This window comes from Limnomicrobium aquaticum, assembly GCF_040545545.1.
Lineage (GTDB): Bacteria > Pseudomonadota > Alphaproteobacteria > Rhizobiales > Rhizobiaceae > Ensifer_A > Ensifer_A aquaticum.
Genome location: NZ_JBEPMB010000005.1, coordinates 1 through 16,340, shown reverse-complemented (window position 1 = coordinate 16,340; position 16,340 = coordinate 1). Strand labels below are relative to the sequence as shown.

General features: G+C 62.0%; 14 protein-coding genes. 4 read left to right on the top strand and 10 right to left on the bottom strand.

From position 1 onward, the window contains the following. Positions 1-111: 111 nt before the first annotated feature. The 8 genes from ABID16_RS15565 to bglB all read right to left on the bottom strand — a co-directional run bounded on the left by ABID16_RS15565 (position 112) and on the right by bglB (position 10,286). Positions 112-1,038 carry an ArsR/SmtB family transcription factor gene (locus tag ABID16_RS15565; protein ID WP_354557529.1) on the bottom strand — a complete coding sequence of 309 codons (927 nt, stop codon included), beginning with the start codon at positions 1,036-1,038 and terminating at the stop codon, positions 112-114. A 202-nt stretch (positions 1,039-1,240) separates the two neighbouring features. Continuing rightward, on the bottom strand, positions 1,241-2,329 hold the full coding sequence (locus tag ABID16_RS15560; RefSeq protein ID WP_354557270.1) for an ABC transporter ATP-binding protein: 1,089 nt from the start codon (positions 2,327-2,329) through the stop codon (positions 1,241-1,243). A 10-nt stretch (positions 2,330-2,339) separates the two neighbouring features. After that, positions 2,340-3,404: a carbohydrate ABC transporter permease gene (locus tag ABID16_RS15555; protein WP_354557269.1), complete on the bottom strand. Its 1,065-nt coding sequence runs from the start codon at positions 3,402-3,404 to the stop codon at positions 2,340-2,342. Then, positions 3,404-4,420, bottom strand: coding sequence for a carbohydrate ABC transporter permease (locus ABID16_RS15550; RefSeq protein ID WP_435532431.1), 1,017 nt, complete (start codon positions 4,418-4,420; stop codon positions 3,404-3,406). Before ABID16_RS15550 ends, ABID16_RS15555 begins: the two co-directional genes overlap by 1 nt. Before the next feature lie 78 nt (positions 4,421-4,498). Beyond that, a complete protein-coding gene (locus ABID16_RS15545) occupies positions 4,499-5,761 on the bottom strand; it encodes an ABC transporter substrate-binding protein (RefSeq protein WP_354557268.1) in 1,263 nt (420 codons plus the stop codon). Positions 5,762-5,851: 90 nt separating this feature from the next. Then, entirely contained in the window at positions 5,852-8,344 is a 2,493-nt protein-coding gene (locus tag ABID16_RS15540; RefSeq protein WP_354557267.1) for a hypothetical protein, read from the bottom strand. An 8-nt stretch (positions 8,345-8,352) separates the two neighbouring features. Beyond that, positions 8,353-9,189, bottom strand: a complete 837-nt coding sequence (gene kduI, locus ABID16_RS15535; protein WP_354557266.1) for a 5-dehydro-4-deoxy-D-glucuronate isomerase — start codon at positions 9,187-9,189, stop codon at positions 8,353-8,355. Next, entirely contained in the window at positions 9,186-10,286 is a 1,101-nt protein-coding gene (gene bglB, locus ABID16_RS15530; RefSeq protein ID WP_354557265.1) for a beta-galactosidase BglB, read from the bottom strand. Before bglB ends, kduI begins: the two co-directional genes overlap by 4 nt. A gap of 143 nt (positions 10,287-10,429) precedes the next feature. Between bglB and ABID16_RS15525 the strand changes: the two genes are divergently transcribed. After that, positions 10,430-11,473: a LacI family DNA-binding transcriptional regulator gene (locus ABID16_RS15525; protein WP_354557264.1), complete on the top strand. Its 1,044-nt coding sequence runs from the start codon at positions 10,430-10,432 to the stop codon at positions 11,471-11,473. 17 nt (positions 11,474-11,490) lie between these two features. Here ABID16_RS15525 and ABID16_RS15520 read toward each other — a convergent pair whose 3' ends face one another. Next, positions 11,491-12,606: a Gfo/Idh/MocA family protein gene (locus tag ABID16_RS15520; RefSeq protein ID WP_354557263.1), complete on the bottom strand. Its 1,116-nt coding sequence runs from the start codon at positions 12,604-12,606 to the stop codon at positions 11,491-11,493. Positions 12,607-12,626: 20 nt separating this feature from the next. Beyond that, positions 12,627-13,331, bottom strand: a complete 705-nt coding sequence (locus tag ABID16_RS15515; RefSeq protein WP_354557262.1) for a GntR family transcriptional regulator — start codon at positions 13,329-13,331, stop codon at positions 12,627-12,629. A 139-nt stretch (positions 13,332-13,470) separates the two neighbouring features. On the opposite strand from ABID16_RS15515, the gene ABID16_RS15510 reads away from it, so the two are divergent. From ABID16_RS15510 to ABID16_RS15500, 3 genes are read left to right on the top strand one after another with little or no spacing between them, the layout of a single operon-like run. Continuing rightward, a complete protein-coding gene (locus ABID16_RS15510; protein ID WP_354557261.1) occupies positions 13,471-14,628 on the top strand; it encodes an LLM class flavin-dependent oxidoreductase in 1,158 nt (385 codons plus the stop codon). Further along, positions 14,628-15,521 (top strand): aldo/keto reductase, encoded by an 894-nt coding sequence (locus tag ABID16_RS15505; protein WP_354557260.1) that lies wholly within the window; start codon positions 14,628-14,630, stop codon positions 15,519-15,521. Before ABID16_RS15510 ends, ABID16_RS15505 begins: the two co-directional genes overlap by 1 nt. Continuing rightward, positions 15,521-16,051 (top strand): flavin reductase family protein, encoded by a 531-nt coding sequence (locus tag ABID16_RS15500; RefSeq protein ID WP_435532430.1) that lies wholly within the window; start codon positions 15,521-15,523, stop codon positions 16,049-16,051. Before ABID16_RS15505 ends, ABID16_RS15500 begins: the two co-directional genes overlap by 1 nt. The last annotated feature ends 289 nt before the right edge of the window (positions 16,052-16,340 follow it).

The window sequence follows — 16,340 nt, the reverse complement described above, 5'->3', positions numbered from 1 at the left end:
AGATTTGGATGAAGGTCAAGAGATGGGAGCCAAAACGCGCCCGTGAAAATCTTTCAGGATTCTCAATACATTGAAATTATGAAAGTATTTTAAATATCGGATTAATTGATACTATTCGATCTTCAGGCGCAGAACGATATCCTGATCGTAATTGCCGAAGCCCTTGCCGAAGATATTGATGCCGCCGGGATGGGTGGCGTCGTTGTCTATACCGATGCGCACACGGATCGAATGGTGATTGGCAAGATCGAGATCCGCGAGCGTCACATTGGAGATCTGCACGCCATCGACAAAGGTACCGTCCGGACCGACGCGCCAGTTCTTCAGCTTGCCATATTGCGAGCCCTTCAGCTTCCACCAGTCGGGCGTATAGACGCCGCGCTTGTCGCCAAAATCGCCGGGTGAAGTCCACACGCCAACCTTCTTGCCGTTGATGGTGAGCGTGATGTCGGATGGCCAGTCGGCGCTGGTGCCGGGCACTTCCGAACTCAGTTCCACCGCCACTTCCAGCTCCTGGATGGCCGTGTTTGAAAGCTTCGCATTGTTGGGAAACTGATACTCGACATAGCCGCGCGTGAACCAGATAAGCCCGGCTTTCATGCGGTCCGGGTCGAGAAGCGCGTTGGGAACATCCAGCAGACCGATGATGCCATCGGGGGAACAGAGGCCACAAGGCGCGGTGACTTCGAAACTCGTATAGAGCCCCACCGGCATGGAAACTTCGATCAGATCCTTGCGCGGCTCGCGCACCTCGCTCTTGAAGACGATGATGACTTCCTCGACCGTGGCGCGGCAGATTTTCTGGTTACCCTTGCGCGCCTTCTGCGTCTCGCTTTCGACGAGACCTGCGTCTTCCAGAATCTGGATATGGGTTGAGACAGTCGATTGCGGCAAATCGAGCACAGCAGCGATGTCGTTGACATTCATCGGGCCGCGCTCATGCAGCAGTTTCACCATTTTCGCCCGCGCCGGCGAGGAAATGCCCTTGAGAACGGCGTGGTCAGTCTCTGGATCGACAATCAGGAAATTCTTGTTCATGGCGCTCATTCATTTCAGAATTTCCGATTTGTATCTCGGTTCCTGATTTTTGAAAAGCGCGATTCTGTTTTCACCCCTTCTGGCCATACCAGCGAGGCATGCACCAGCGGAGACCACGGGTTCCGAAATTGGATATCAGAAAATCCGGTGCAATGCGGAACTGCGACAGTCCCGCAAAGGCGACCGCCGGCAGATCGTCCCGTCAGGTTCCGGCCACCCGGCGGTCGCTCTTGTCGAAGAGATGCAGGTCGCCGGGATTGAAGGCCAGTTTCAGGCTGTCACCGCGGGAAAGCTCATGCTGTCCCTGCAAGACCGCAAGAACAAGCTCACCAGTCGGGGCGTGCGAATGAACGACTGTTTCCGACCCCAGCGCCTCGACCATATCGATCGTCACCGGCACACCGGTTTCGCCGTCGCGCGCGACCCGCGTATGCTGCGGCCGCAGACCGATGGATATGTCCTGCCCCACTTGCGTCTGTTCGGCACGACGCGGCACGGTGACGATCTCGCCGTCGAAGAGACGAAGCTGCGTCCCTGCCTCGGTCACGCCTTCGATGCGGCCCGACAGGAAATTCATGCTCGGCGCGCCGATAAAGCCGGCGACGAAGCGGTTAGCCGGACGATTATAGAGCTCCAGCGGAGAGCCGATCTGCTCCACTTTCCCCTTGCGCAGAACCACGATGCGATCGGCAAGCGTCATCGCCTCGATCTGGTCATGCGTCACATAGATCATCGTCGTCTTCAGCCGCGCATGTAGGGCGGCAAGCTCGGCGCGCATGGAAATGCGCAGTTCCGCGTCGAGGTTCGACAGCGGTTCGTCCAGAAGGAAGGCGGTCGGATTGCGCACGATGGCGCGGCCGATGGCGACGCGCTGGCGCTGGCCGCCGGAAAGCTGGCCCGGACGGCGCTCCAGATAGTCGCCGATTTCCAGCATTCGGGCCGCTTCCGCGATGCGCGCGTCGATCTCGGCTTTCGGCATGCGCGCGTTTTCAAGTCCGAAGGCGAGGTTCTGGCGCACGCTCATATGCGGATAGAGCGCATAGGACTGGAAGACCATCGCAAGCCCCCGGTCTGAGGCAGGCACCTCGTTGACCAGCGTTCCGTCGATACGGATTTCGCCGCTGGTCGGCTTGTCGAGCCCGGCGATCTGGCGCAGCAGGGTCGACTTCCCGCAGCCGGACGGCCCGACAAAGACGACGAATTCGCCTTCGCCGATATCGAGGTCGATGCCATGCAGGACATCGACGGCACCGAAGGACTTGGTGACTTTTTCGAGCGTGATACGGCCCATGGCTGGTTCCTTACTTGAGGCCCGAGGTCGCGATGCCCCGCGCGATGAAGCGCTGCAGGAACACGAAGACGAGGACGACGGGGATCATGGTGACGACGGTCATCGCCAGGATGAAATGCCACTGCACGTTCAGCTGGCCGGAATAGACGTTGAGGCCCACCTGCAGCGTATAGAGCGACGAACGGCTGAGCACGATCAGCGGCCAGAGGAAGTCGTTCCAGCGCCAGACGACGGAGAAGATGGCGAGGACGGCGAGCGCCGGCGCGGACAAGGGGAGCACGATGCGCCAGTAGATCTGCCATTCTGACGCCTTGTCCATGCGCGCGGCGTCGATCAGTTCGTCGGGAATGGTGAGCATATATTGCCGCAGCAGGAAGACGCCGGTCGGGGTCGCGACAGTCGGCAGGATCACGCCCCAGAGCGTATCCAAGAGCCCCAACGACGAGACGACCGAATAGAGCGGCACCATGATGACGGCAAGCGGCACCATCAACGTTCCGACGATGACGATCAGAACCGCATTCTGGCCGCGAAACTGGTATTTCGACAGCGCGAAGGCCGCCATGGAATTGACCAGCAGCGTGATCAGTGTCGCCGTGACCGTCACGAAGACCGAGTTCCACAGATAGCGCAGGAAGTCGAAATGCACGAAGGGTTCGGTGTAGTTCGATGTCTCGAAATGCAGCTTCTGGACGGGCTTGCGATCCTTGATATTGACCTTGATGACGGTTTCCGGGCTTGCCGGATCGACCATCTGGGCAATCGTGCCGACGCGGCGCAGTTCCACCAGCCGGGCCGTCTTGCCATCCGGCAGCGTCACGTCATAGAGCGGCAGAGGCTTGTCATTGCCGGCGATCTTCACCGTCTCGGTGACATAAGGCAGCAGCGTCGGGGGAAACTCGGAGAGTGCTGCCGGCGTCTTGAAGGACGAGAGCGTCAGCCAGGCAGCCGGCGCGAACATGATGAAAAGCCCGCCGACCAACCATACCCAGGTAAATATATCTGTCCAGTGCCAGCCTCGGCCCGAACCGCTCGCACCGCGACGGCGCGTGACAAATTCCACTGCGCGCGCCATCAGCGTGCCCCCTTCTTTTCATTGCGCCGTGAGGCGGCCATCTGGGCCAGCGTCAAAACAACGAGCACTGCACCCATGAGGATCGAGGCCGCCGCCGCGAGGCCGGGATTTCGAAGCTCCGAGGCAAAGCCGGTCTCGTAGATATATTGGACGAGATACATGGTGCTGGTCCCCGGCCCGCCATGGGTCAGGACGAAGGCCTCGTCGAAAATCTGCACGGCCTTGATCAGCGCCAGAACGAGAACGACGATCAGGTTCGGCATCAGAAGCGGCAGCGTGATGCGCCAGAAAACGCGCTGGCGGCTTGTTCCGTCCATCTGCGCGGCTTCATACAAATCCTTCGGGATGGCCTGAAGCCCTGCCAGCAGGATCAGCGTGTAGAAGCCGACATGCGCCCAGATCGACACGCCGATGGAAGCGAAGAAGGCGCTGCTACGCTCCGTCAGCCAGTCATGCGGCTCGAGGCCGAGACCTTGCATCACGCCGTTCAAGACGCCCTGCCGCTGGAAAATCCAGCGCCAGATAAGGCCGGTGACGACCGGCGACAGAAGCACGGGGAAGAAGAAAACGGCGCGCCAGAAGCTGCGGCCGATAATCTCGCGATTGAGGATCAGCGCCGTGATCAGCGCCGCCACGATCATCAGCGACACCTGCAACACGACGAACGCGGCCGTATTGCCCGCCGCGATCCAGAAAACGTCCTGCTTGCACGAATTCGGATCCAGATAGCTGCCGCAGGCGAAGATCTCGCTATATTGTTCGGCGCCGACGAAGCTGCGCTCGTTGAGGAAGATCGCCGCGCCGCCGGTCAGCGAATAGACGAAATTGATGACAAAAGGCACCAGCACGAAGACGGCGAAGATCGCCATGTTCGGCGCGAGAAAGAACGCGGCCATGCCGTTCTGCCCGGTCTTGCGCTGAAGCGCGCGCAGCGGCACATCGACAATGCCCATCAGCCGCCCGACAACGGTCATCAAGACCGCTTGCGATGCCGACAGAAGCCCATTGGCTTTCATGATGTGCCCTCCCGTTTCTTCTTTTTGTTCGGACCGATGCGCGGAGACCTCCTCCCCGCGCATCAGCAAATCGCGGCCTTACTTGGCGGCCTTGACCTTTTCGGCGATGTCACTGTCGATGCGCTTGAAGGCTTCCTCAGCCGTCATTTCGCCCGCCATGGCCTGACCGACGCGGCTGACCAGTGCGCCGTAATAGGTGTCGGACCACTTCCAGCCGGGAAGCTTCAGCGCTTCCGGAGCCGTGGTCGTCGTGGCCTTCACGAAAGTGTTCAGCGCTTCCTTGGCGAACTTGTTGTCCGTCTTGAAGTCGAGACCGCCGGCGACGACTTCCTTGTTCGAGGGAAGGAAAAGCGTGCGTTCAGCGAAGTCCTTGGCTACCGGCGTCGAGGCGAGGAAGTCCATGACCTTGGCCACGTCCTTCGGGTTCTTCGTGTCCTTCATGGCGACAAGTCCGGCGCCGCCGGGCATGCCTGTGCAGGCGGTCGGACCGCAGGGGCTGCCGATCGCCACCCAATCGAAATTCGTGCCGATCTTGGTCATGAAATTCGGGATCTGCCACGAGCCCGCATAGTACATGACCACCTGCGCGTTGATGAAGTCGTCCGCGGCGGGCTTGTAGGTCGTGCCGGAGGCCGAAACCCAGACGTCCTTGTCAGAGACGCCATCGGCGTTCCACTTGATCAACTGCGTCAGATACTTCTTGGCAGCATCATCGAGCGGAGCCGGCATGCCGTCCTTGCCGATATAGTTCGCGCCAAAGGAGATCGCCGGGCCGGTGATGCGGTGGCCGGAACGGTCGATGGCGAACGCATAAGGCACCTGCTGGCTCTTGGCGACCTTGGCGGACGCATTGACCCAGTCTTCCCACGTTGCCTTCTCGCCCGGCAGCGCAACGCCGGCCTGATCGAACAGCGTCTTGTTGACGAAGCCGCCCGTCAGCGTGATCTGCGTCATGAAGCCGGGAATGATGTTCGAGCCGTCCGGACGCATCCAGTCGAGCTGGTCGCCATAGTTCTTCTTCCAGAACTCGGCGTCCTTGAGATAGGGCGTCAGGTCCAGCCAGTATTGCGACAGCGACTTCAGGTTCGTGACGCGGGCAATGTCCGGGCCGTTTCCGGCTGCAAGCTGCACGGGCAGCTGTTCCTTGATGGTCGAATAGGCAACCTCGTCGACCGTCACCTTGATATCCGGATTGTCCTTCTGGAATTTGGCGATGAGGTCCTTGAAGACCTGGCCTTCCACGCCGTCCGAATACCACATGATTCGCACGTCACCGGCAAAGGCCGCCGTGCTCGACAGCAGTGCGATACCTGCAGCTGCCAGAATGGAAATGCTCTTCATTTCGTCTCCTCCCTAGATCAACGGGTTCTAGCCGTCAGTTGACCGGGCCGCGGACCCTCCTCCGCCAGCCCGGCTTGTCTCGCGCGGGGATCAGCCCCCGTGCGTCATGTTGGTTGCCTTGCCCTCGACGCTCCAGTCGGCGGGGTTTAGTACGCGTCCTTCGGCCTCGGTGCGGCCATCGGCATGGCAAAGGACCTTTCCGTATTCGGGGTCCTGGATGGTCAATACGCCGTCCGCCCCTTCCGAGATTGCAAGCGCGCCGAAGCGGGCTGCGAAATCCTGCTCGGAACCACGATCGTCCAGACGGACGATCCAGGCGGTCCGGTGACCGTCGATGCGAAGCTCGTTTCCGGCAGTCGGCCCGGTTTCGACATCCGCAAACGGGCTGCTGCCCTTGAGCAGCACCATGCCCTGCCCCGAACGCGCCACGGCGACATCGCCCTTGACGGAGGCGGCGTCGAATTCCTGGCGCGGGAACCAGGCATGCGAGAAGCCCGGCTGTTCGGCCGCGCAGTTGAAGATGAGAACGGCAAGGCCACGATAGTGGTGCAGGCGCGGCAGCGTACCGGAACCGCCCCAATAGGACGGACGGCCATAGCCGGAATGGATCGTTTCGCCCGGATGGTTGATCCATATCTGCGCGTCGGCATTCTCGCCGAGGCGAAGCTGGAGCACCGTTTCCTGATAGCCCCATTCGTTCCAGCGGTAATGCGCCGCCGTGCCGATGGCGTAATGGGCGGTCTTATAGTGATAGAGCTTGGCGATGCGGTTTTCGCCCTGCGCGAAGACCCATTCCTGGCCTTCCGGCGAGCGCCAGCCGGCAACGGCCGCCAGATCCGCCGGGATTTCGAGCCCGTGATCGCGCAGCGAAATCGCCATCTGCGGCAGCGCATGGACGCGGCGGCCATAATTGCCCTTGCCCCAGATGAGGCGGGCAATGCCCGACAGTTCCAGCGAGCCTGCCGCGCGCAGCGTATGCTCGTAGGAACGGCCTTGCGCACCGGTCAGGATGCCATGATGGGCCGAACGGGCGACGACGGTCACGAGCCGGACAATCGCTTTGCGTGCGCGTTCGCGGACATCGGCATCGGGAGCCAGCGCGAAGAGCGCCGTCAGTCCCTTGAGGTCGATGGGGAAATAGGGGGCGGAGTTGAATTCGGCCATTTCCCACTTCTCGAAATGATCGAGCCAGGCGCGAACCCGCGCGAGCCCGACTGCCGACTGTTCCGAACCCAGACGCCCCGAACGGGCGAAGCGGGCTTCAGGATGCAGCGCGCCGGCGAGATAGCAGGCGGTGTGGAAGAGCAGCGCGTGGTTCTCGGAGAAATACCACTGCACGTCATTGCCCGGCTCATCCATCCAGTAACGATAGGACAGGATCGCCTCATCGATCTTGGCGACGACATCCTTGCCGATATGCTGACCATAGGCCGTGCGGCACCACAGAAGCGGCACGAGGGCGAAGTCGGCGCAGTCGTGGCAATCGACAATGGTCGGCAGCGTCGCGGCGATCATCTCGTCGGTCTTGGCGCCGTAGCGGCCGGAGGCCAGTCGCGCCAGCGCCATGACATTGTCCGGCTCGCCGAATTCGGAGATCTCGGCGAGCGTTTCGGTGATGCGGGCAGCAAGATCAGCGCCCGCGGCGCCCTGCCGCTCGGCATGGCAGATTTCGACGCCGAAGACGCGCGCGGCGGAAAAACCGTCCGCCGTGAGGCTGACATGGAAATGACGGAAGTCAGAGGGCAGCGCCGAGGCCTCACCGAGCGAGAGCCGCGACTGGCCGGCATTGAGCGTCAGCGCGAGACGCATCGGCTCCTCGCGGGACATGAAGTCGCCTTCGATGGTGACATGGGCTTCCGCCGAAACCGGCAGCGCCGCGCCCGTCACAAGCGCGACATCACCGGCGCGATAGACCGGCTTTTCGAAATGCATGTCGTCCAGCGCCGCCTCGATGGAAGCGGCGGTTGCGGCCTTGCCCGGCACGGGCAACGCCTGTTCGGCGGAGGGGCCGGAGACATAATCCATCTGGAAGAAATAGCGCGCATCGCGCTCGGCCAGATCGTCGAAGAACACGGAAATCTCGTTGAGACCGGCCTTCAGCGAGACGGTGAAATCCTTCTTCGCTTCAAGGTTCCGGACATAGTCCGCCATGAAGCCGACGTCCGCGCCGTTGACGAACAGGATCGCCCCGCCGCAGGTGCCGAGCCGCAGCACGGCTTCGCCGGCGCTGGCCGCCTCGATGCAAGTGCGCGCCCATGTGCCGATGACGGTCGGGCGGAACCAGAAGCCGGAGAGATCGACGCGCGGCGAGCCGAAAGGCAGCCAGAAGCGCGACAGCGCAAATTCGCCGGTGACTTCGGGCCGCTTGCCCCGGCGCTCGACGCCGAACGCCGTGCGGCAGGGATATTCGTGCGGAATGAAGTTCTTATGCTTGGTCAGGAAGAAGAAGGGGTCCATCTCCCCCTTCATCGGCTGGTCCGGCACGTCATAACGCGCTTCGGCCGTGGAACCGAGTTGCCAATAGGTGATCGGCGCGCCGGCGGGCAGAGGACGCTTCAGGTGATCGGTCGCAAAAGAGGTCATGTGCGTGTTCATTTCAGAGTAGCCACGGGAACGGGATCGACATCGGTATAGGCCTGGTTTTCGCCGGTCATGCCCCAGACGAAGGCATAAGGGCCGGTGCCCGCGCCCATGTGGATGGACCAGGCCGGCGAGATCACGACATCGCCATTGGCGACGATCAGATTACGCGTCTCGTCGGGACGGCCCATCAGGTGAATGACCCGGTCGGCCTCGTCGAGGTCGAAATAGCAATAGGCTTCCATGCGCCGCTCATGGAGGTGTGGGGGCATGGTATTCCAGATGCTTCCGGGTGCGAGATCGGTGATCCCCATCAAAAGGAGGGAAGACGGGGCGACCTCGGGGTGGATATACATGCGCAGCCGGCGCTTGTTGGAGCGCGCCTCATCGCCGAGATCAAGCGCCTTGGCTTCAGCCCGCGTGATCAGCCGATGCGGAATGTCGCGACCGGCCGGCACGGAATTCATGTAGAAGCGCGCCGGCTTGGCCGGATCGTCGCTTGTCAGCGTCACCTTTTCAGCGCCGCGCCCGATATAGAGAACATCGCGGTTGGCGAGCGCGAAAGTCTGGCCGTCCACCGTGATCTTGCCCGCACCGCCGAGATTGGCCACACCCATTTCACGGGCGGTGAAGAAGAGCGGCGTGCCGATTTCCGCGCCGTCACCGAAGGAAAGCGGCTCGGCGGCAGGCGTTGCGGCACCCACGATCATGCGATCGACATGGGTGTAGGCAAATTCGATATGACCGGGACGATAAAGGCCCTCGATCAGGAATTCGGCGCGCAGGCGCGCGGTGTCGAAGGTTTTCATATCGTTTGGCGAAACGCCGTAGAGAACGCGCATGGTCATGCCGCCGCCTCCTTGTGGTCCACATGGGAGAGCGCCTCGGTGAGGCAGAGGATGGCCAGCGCCTGACCGTAACCCGTCGGCTCGATCGGGATGTCCTTGTAGAATTGCAGGTCGTGGCCCATGCGCGTGCCGTAGGAGACGTTCGCGACGGTGCCGTTATCGTCGATATTGGCGAGGACGACTGAAAGGGCCTTCAGCCCCGCCTCGCGGCAGCCCTTGGGACCGATGCCGAGACGCGCGGCCTTCATCAGACCGTAGCCGAAGCCGGCGGTCGCCGAGATTTCCTCGTAGGATGTCGGATCGTCGAGCAGCGTGTGCCACGCACCCGAGGGGGCCTGAAGCTTCAGAAGCGTCTCGATCTGCGCTTCCAGAACGCCGAGCAGGAATTTCCGCACCGGAGCCGGAATGTCCGCGATCTCGATCAGGTCGAGAATACCGACCGTAATCCAGGAATTACCGCGACCCCAGAGCGCGCGGGCGAAATTGTGCCGGCCTTCAAACGTCCAGCCATGGAACCAGAGGCCGGTCTTGGTGTCCGCCAGATAGCGCGTATGAACCAGAAACTGATGGCAGGCCTCATCGACCAGCTCGCGCCGGCCGCTCGTCTGACCGTAGGAGGCCAGAAACAGGCCGACCATGACCAGCGTGTCGTCCCATAGCTCGCGATCGTTGATCTTGTCGGACACGATGTGCGGAATGCCGCCTTCCGGCGTGCGCGGCATTTCGGAAAGGACGCGGTCAGCCCATTTGTCGAGCTCAGACTTCCAGCGCGCCTCGCCCGTCTCGCGCCACAGAAGCGAAAGCGGCAGCATGGGGGCAGTCGTGTTGATGTTGAGTTTGGGGAGCCCTGCGGCAATTCGGCCGTCGAACCAGTTCTCGATCAACGCCTTCAACGACGGATCGCGATTGAACATCCAGAGACGAACCAGGCCATAAAGGCCGATGCCTTGAGGCCATTCCCAGGAATTGAAGCTGATATAGTCGCCCGCCGTTCCGTCCAGATTGGGCTCGTTGTAGCGGCCATCATGGCTGAGCTTGGTCATGCCCTGCACAAGCCGGTCCAGGCGCTCTTTCAGAACGCTCGCGTCAGGCGTCATATCGATTTCCTCCCATGCATGCCGCCTCTCGTGCCCTGCAAGGGCGCCCCGGCGGCTTGAAGAGAAAACTGGCACAATGAATTTTCTTGCGCAATCTGAAAATTTCTTGCAGTTTCCCGCAACGAATTCGCGGGGACAATGGCATGAGCATGGTTGGCAAACGCGGAAAGCCAAGCCGCAAGGTGCGGCTGGAAGACATCGCGGCGCGCTGCGGCGTCTCGATGAGCACGGCTTCGCGGGCGCTTGCCGGCGAAAAGGGCGTGCGGCCCGAAATCCGCGCGCAGGTCATGGAAATGGCCAAGGCGCTGAACTACAGCATCCCGACCTCTGTCACCGGCCAGAAGATCATTCTGGCGGCCAGCAGCGTCGCGATGATCGACTATGTGCGCAACCAGTTCACCGCGCAGGTTCTGCAGGGCCTGCACCAGCGCGCCGAAACGCTGGGTATCGAGATCGTCACGCGCCCCATTTCCAACGCGGCCGGCGATGTGGAAGGTCTTCGCGCGGCGCTGGCCGACGAGAGCGTCGCGGGTTTTCTCTTCCTCACCATCGATGACGAAAGCGCACTGTCGCTCAGCCGCGATTTCGGCAAGCCGGTCGTGTTGATCAATGGCGACGACCCGCTGATGCGGCTTTCGAGCGTTACGCCTTGCAACCGCTCCGGCGCGCGCATCGGTGCGGAATATCTGCAATCGCTCGGCCACGAGCGGATACTTTTCCTCATGCGGCGCGGCCGCCGCACCATCGAGCGCCGCTTCGAGGGCTGGCGCGATGCGCTCTTCGCCAAGGGCATCCGCGATTTCGATGATCTGACCGTCGAGGTGGAAGACTGGCTGCCGGAGCTGGCTGCTACGGCGATCGAAACGCGCATTGCCGAACGTGGCCTCGATTTCACAGCCGTTCTGACGGCCGGCGAAAGCCTTGCGGCCGGCGCGATGATGGGTGTTCAGAAGGCAGGCTTTAACGTGCCCGGCGACGTTTCCGTCATGGGCATGGACGACCTGCCGCAGGCGGCCTTCTACCACCCGCCGCTGTCGTCCATCCATGTGCCGATGCACGAGATCGGCGCGAGCGCGCTCGATCTTCTGCTCGATGCCGTCAACGGCAATGCAACGCCGGCGCGCCGCATCGAGCTTGCCTGCCACATCGTGGAACGGCATTCCACGGCGCGTGCGCGCAATCAATAAAGATTTGAGCCCGCGGCTCAACGCTTCACCCCATAGGCGACCTGATCGAGCCGCACCGCCTGGCCCGTCGCGGCCGATTGCTGCGCCGCCATGCCCATGGCGACCGCCCACCAGCCGTCCTCAAGCGAGACTTCGACCTGTTGTTGACCCAAGGCAGCCCGCTGGAAGCGCTGATGCTGGTAGAAGGTCGAACCGTTGTGATCGCCGGCCGCCAGCAGTTGCGGATCGACCGGGATTTCAACAAGCCGCGGCCCCTTCGGCTCGCGCGGTGAGACGACAACCTGCGGCACCGGTGGCGCGCCGAGATGCGCCGGCCAGAACCGCCCCGGCCCCGGCACATGCGCCTCGATCTTGCCCTTCGGCCCGACGGCGGAAATCTCCTCCTGATAGCGCGCGCCTTCGGCAAACATGCAGAGTTCCAGCATGGCCCGCGCGCCGGAAGCAAAATCGACGATCACATAGGCATTGTCCCAGATATCGGACGTCTGCCCGTCATAGACCTCGTCCAGATGGTTCACCGACTGGCCACCCGAGGCCATGACGCGGACGGGATCGGACTTGAGAATAAAGCGCATCAGATCGAAGAAATGGCAGCATTTTTCGACCAGCGTCCCGCCCGTATTACGGTTGAACCGGTTCCAGTCGCCGACCTTTTCGAGGAAGGGAAAGCGATGCTCGCGGATGGTCAGCATCCTGACGCCGCCGGTCGCGGCTTCCGCCTCTTCCGCCAGCCGCGCCACGGGCGGCATGTAGCGATACTCCATCGCCACCCAGATCGGCGCAGGGTAAGCGGCGCGAAGTGCTGCCAGACGCGGCGCGTCCGCCGGATCGGTAAAGAGCGGCTTTTCGCACAGGATCGGCAGCGGACGGATCGCGGCGATCTCTTCAAGCTGGCGCAGATGCATATAGTTCGGGCTGACAATGAGCAGGCAATTGACCTCTTCGACCGCCAGAACCTCGGCAATCGAATTGGCCATCACGGCCTGCGGCTCCATCTCCGCTGCTATGGCGCGCATGGCCGCATCGGGCTCAAAAATCGCCGCAACCTTCGCATCGGGGAGCAGCGCAATGTTGCGCAAATGCTCCTGCCCCATCATCCCGCAGCCGATCAATCCATAATTCAACGTCGTCATTGCAAGTCCTGTCTGCTTGTCTATTTCAGCCGCGCAACGTAGCGGGCGATGTCCGGGTCGAACCAAGTGTGAGAGATTTCCGCCTTCCCGCCATGCTGGTCCTGGCTGATACGCAGCACCTGCGGCGCGGGCGCGCCTGCCGCCATGCCGAATTCCTGCGGCCGCCATTCGGGAACGGTGCCTAGACCGATACGGTCTTCGGCCCGCACGATCCACAGATTCAGCTTCTGGCGATAGTAGAGATAGAGGGACTCAGACAGGTCCTCGGCCTTGAACCCGGCCGCAACGCCCGCATCCAGCCAGATTTCTTCCAGTGCAGCCGGCCTGCCGGAAAGACGGCGCAGACGGCGAATGCGCCACGCCTCGCTCGATGTGCCGAATTCCGGCAGGTCCGCCGGCTTCTCGCGGCGCACGACGCTGAGGATTTCCGCCGTCGGCAGCCCGCCGCCCTCGATGAGTTCGAGACGGAACATGGCATAGACGCTTTGCGGATCGCTAACGGCGCGAATGTAGTTGCCCGAGCCCTGCCGGCGCTCCAGCAGGCCGCGCTTCTCCAGTTCCGCCAAAGCCTTGCGCAATGTCCCGACGGCAATGCCGAGGCTGGCGGCCATATCCCGCTCGGGCGGCAGCCGCTCGCCGTCGATGAGCCGGTTGGCGGCGATGTCGCGCACCAGAAGCTCGGCGATCTGGACATAAATGGGCAAGCTGCCTGCGGCTGAATTCATGACCTCCGCGCCCTCCCAAACGCCTCCGCCTTGCATTCGGTGCGCCCTTCGGACCGTCACCGGAAAAATTGATATACTATTGATCTACATCAAACTTGATGTTAGGCAAGAGAAAAATACGGACCGGGAGGAAAAAGTCATGACGGTCGTTCCCATCACATCGCCGGACCTCGACGCTGCCGAAGTGTCCTGGTTCGCCGCTCTGTGTTCCGACGATTACGAATTCTTAGGTGTGCCGGACGGCCGCCTGCGCTCGAGCTTCGAGCATTGCTCGGACATCGTGAAGACGGTCGAGGGGTTGGGCTTCCGCAACATTCTCTGCCCCTCCTCCTATCAGGTCGGCCAGGACACACTCTCCTTCGTTGCGGCCTGCGCGCCGATCACGGACAAGATCAACATGCTTGCCGCCATCCGATGCGGCGAGATGCAACCGATCATGCTGGCGCGCACCGTCGCCACGCTCGACCATATGCTCAAAGGCCGGCTGACGCTGAACGTCATCTCCTCCGACTTCCCCGGCGAAGTGGCCGACAGCGCGTTTCGATATCGTCGCAGCCACGAGGTCGTGGAAATCCTGCGTCAGGCATGGACCCGCGACAGGATCGACTTCGAGGGTGAGGTCTATAATTTCAAGAACGTGCCCACCGACCCCGCCCGCCCCTATCAGCAGAATGGCGGCCCGCTGCTCTATTTCGGCGGTTATTCGCCCGACGCGCTGGAGCTATGCGGCGCGCAATGCGACGTCTATCTGATGTGGCCGGAGACAAAGGAACAGCTTGCCGAGCGGATGAAGGCTGTGAACGAACGCGCCGCCGCCCATGGCCGCACGCTGGACTACGGCCTTCGCGTCCATATGATCGTTCGCGATACTGAGCAGGAAGCACGTGAATATGCAGAGCATATCGTTTCCAAGCTTGATGACGAATATGGCAAGCTGATCCGCGAGCGGGCGCATGATTCCATCTCGCTCGGCGTTGCCCATCAGGCCCGCGCCCGCGAACTCGCCGACCAGTTCGGCTATATCGAGCCGCATCTGTGGACGGGCATCGGCCGGGCGCGCTCCGGCTGCGGGGCGGCGATCGTCGGCTCGACCGATCAGGTGCTTTCCGAACTGGAAGCCTATCGCAAGATGGGCATCCGCGCTTTCATCCTGTCCGGCTATCCGCATCTTGACGAAGCGCAATATTTCGGCACGAAGGTTCTGCCGCAGCTGAAAACCTGTTCGCTGCCACATGAATATGGACGCGTGCCCGCCGAAACCCCGGCGACGCCGCTTGGAACCGGAGTTCGCCGCTGATGGAACGCATCGATATCACCCCCGACCTCACCTTCAGCCGCCTTGTCTATGGCATGTGGCGGCTGGGCGATGACGCGGACACGTCGGATAAGCATATCCGCGCCAAGTTGGATGCCTGCCTGAGCCAAGGCATCACGACCATGGACCATGCCGACATCTATGGCGGCTACACGGTCGAGGGCCTGTTCGGCCGCGTGCTGAAGGCCACGCCGTCGCTGCGCGACCAGATCGAAATCGTCACCAAATGCGATATCCTCGTGCCTGCGGGGCGCCATTCGGCTGCTCGTCTCAAATATTACGACACGAGTGCTGCCCATATCACCGCATCCCTTGAGACCTCGCTGAAAGAACTTGGCACCGACCATGTCGACCTCCTGTTGATCCACCGGCCCGATCCCTTCATGGATCCGGACGAGACCGGCCCGGCGCTCGATGCGCTTGTGGCGTCCGGAAAGGTCCGCGCAGTCGGCGTGTCCAACTTCCGCCCGTGGGATTTCTCGCTGCTGCAGTCGTCCATGGAGAACAACCTTTCGGCCAATCAGATCGAACTGAGCCTTGCCTGCACTGACCCGTTCACCAATGGCGATCTGGCCTATCTGCAGGAGCGGATGATCGTGCCGATGGCGTGGTCGCCGCTCGGTGGCGGCGGGCTGATGGATGGCTCGAAGCCGGCGCTGGCTGCCGCATTGAAGCGAATAGCCGACGAACAGGGCATCGATGAAGCCGCTGTGGCCGTTGCCTGGCTGCTGGCGCATCCGGCGCGCATCTTGCCCGTGCTCGGCACCAACAATCTCTCGCGCATCGCCCGCATCGGCGAGGCGGCCAAAGTCGAAATCGACCGGCAGACCTGGTTTGAACTTTACACGCTGGCAATCGGAAAAGAGGTGCCCTGATGATCACGGCGGCGAAAGTTGAGCGCGTTCCCGAACAGATTTTCGTTTCCGGCGAGAGCGATGCGCGGCAGTTGCGCTCGGCGCTCGGCGCGTTCACGACCGGGGTGGCCGTCGTGACCGTCATGGGCGTGGACGGGCCGACCGGCATCACGGTCAACAGCTTCGCCTCCGTCTCGCTGACGCCGCCGCTCGTTCTGTGGTCCATCGACCGCAACTCAGCCCGCCACGGCCTCTTCACCGGGGCGGACCATAGCGTCATTCATATTCTGGATGCCGAACAGGTCGACATCATGCGCCGCTTCACCCGCGGCGGTGCAGGCTTTCAAGGGCTCGACTGGTCGCTCAACGATCACGGCGCACCGATGATCCACAACACGCTCGCCCGCTTCGAATGCGCCCGCGCTTCCCTGCATGACGAGGGCGATCACACGATCCTCATCGCCCGCGTGCTGCGTGCCGCACACCGTGAAGGTGAGCCGCTGTGCTTCTCGCGAGGTAGCTTCGGACGGTTCGCGCGTCACGCGGCTTGAGCAGGGTCCTGTGCCCGGTACCCATTGCCCCGAACGAAGAGCATCCGAAGCGGGCGATGGGTCGCCTTGCTATCAAGAGCGGCACAGACTGAAATGTTAGACTCCCGTTACGCCTTCTGCAGACTAGAACGTTTCACCGTTTTTCTGAATCGGTTGGGATTCCCAAATCAGTTTTGTTCTGATTCTTTGATGCTGGTTGGATGGAGGCCAGCATCACATGACCGCACCGATATCAAACGATCTTCGTGAGCGTGTTGTCGCTGCGGTGTCGAGCGGCGAGAGCATTCGC

Bases quoted from the DNA above. Each gene is read 5' to 3' on its own strand.
- ABID16_RS15515 (WP_354557262.1), bottom strand. From the start codon at position 13,331: ATGAATTCAGCCGCAGGCAGCTTGCCCATTTATGTCCAGATCGCCGAG.
- ABID16_RS15510 (WP_354557261.1), top strand. From the start codon at position 13,471: ATGACGGTCGTTCCCATCACATCGCCGGACCTCGACGCTGCCGAAGTG.
- ABID16_RS15545 (WP_354557268.1), bottom strand. From the start codon at position 5,761: ATGAAGAGCATTTCCATTCTGGCAGCTGCAGGTATCGCACTGCTGTCG.
- ABID16_RS15540 (WP_354557267.1), bottom strand. From the start codon at position 8,344: ATGACCTCTTTTGCGACCGATCACCTGAAGCGTCCTCTGCCCGCCGGC.
- ABID16_RS15550 (WP_435532431.1), bottom strand. From the start codon at position 4,420: ATGAAAGCCAATGGGCTTCTGTCGGCATCGCAAGCGGTCTTGATGACC.
- ABID16_RS15555 (WP_354557269.1), bottom strand. From the start codon at position 3,404: ATGGCGCGCGCAGTGGAATTTGTCACGCGCCGTCGCGGTGCGAGCGGT.
- ABID16_RS15560 (WP_354557270.1), bottom strand. From the start codon at position 2,329: ATGGGCCGTATCACGCTCGAAAAAGTCACCAAGTCCTTCGGTGCCGTC.
- ABID16_RS15565 (WP_354557529.1), bottom strand. From the start codon at position 1,038: ATGAACAAGAATTTCCTGATTGTCGATCCAGAGACTGACCACGCCGTT.
- ABID16_RS15525 (WP_354557264.1), top strand. From the start codon at position 10,430: ATGAGCATGGTTGGCAAACGCGGAAAGCCAAGCCGCAAGGTGCGGCTG.
- ABID16_RS15500 (WP_435532430.1), top strand. From the start codon at position 15,521: ATGATCACGGCGGCGAAAGTTGAGCGCGTTCCCGAACAGATTTTCGTT.
- ABID16_RS15520 (WP_354557263.1), bottom strand. From the start codon at position 12,606: ATGACGACGTTGAATTATGGATTGATCGGCTGCGGGATGATGGGGCAG.
- ABID16_RS15505 (WP_354557260.1), top strand. From the start codon at position 14,628: ATGGAACGCATCGATATCACCCCCGACCTCACCTTCAGCCGCCTTGTC.
- bglB (WP_354557265.1), bottom strand. From the start codon at position 10,286: ATGACGCCTGACGCGAGCGTTCTGAAAGAGCGCCTGGACCGGCTTGTG.
- kduI (WP_354557266.1), bottom strand. From the start codon at position 9,189: ATGACCATGCGCGTTCTCTACGGCGTTTCGCCAAACGATATGAAAACC.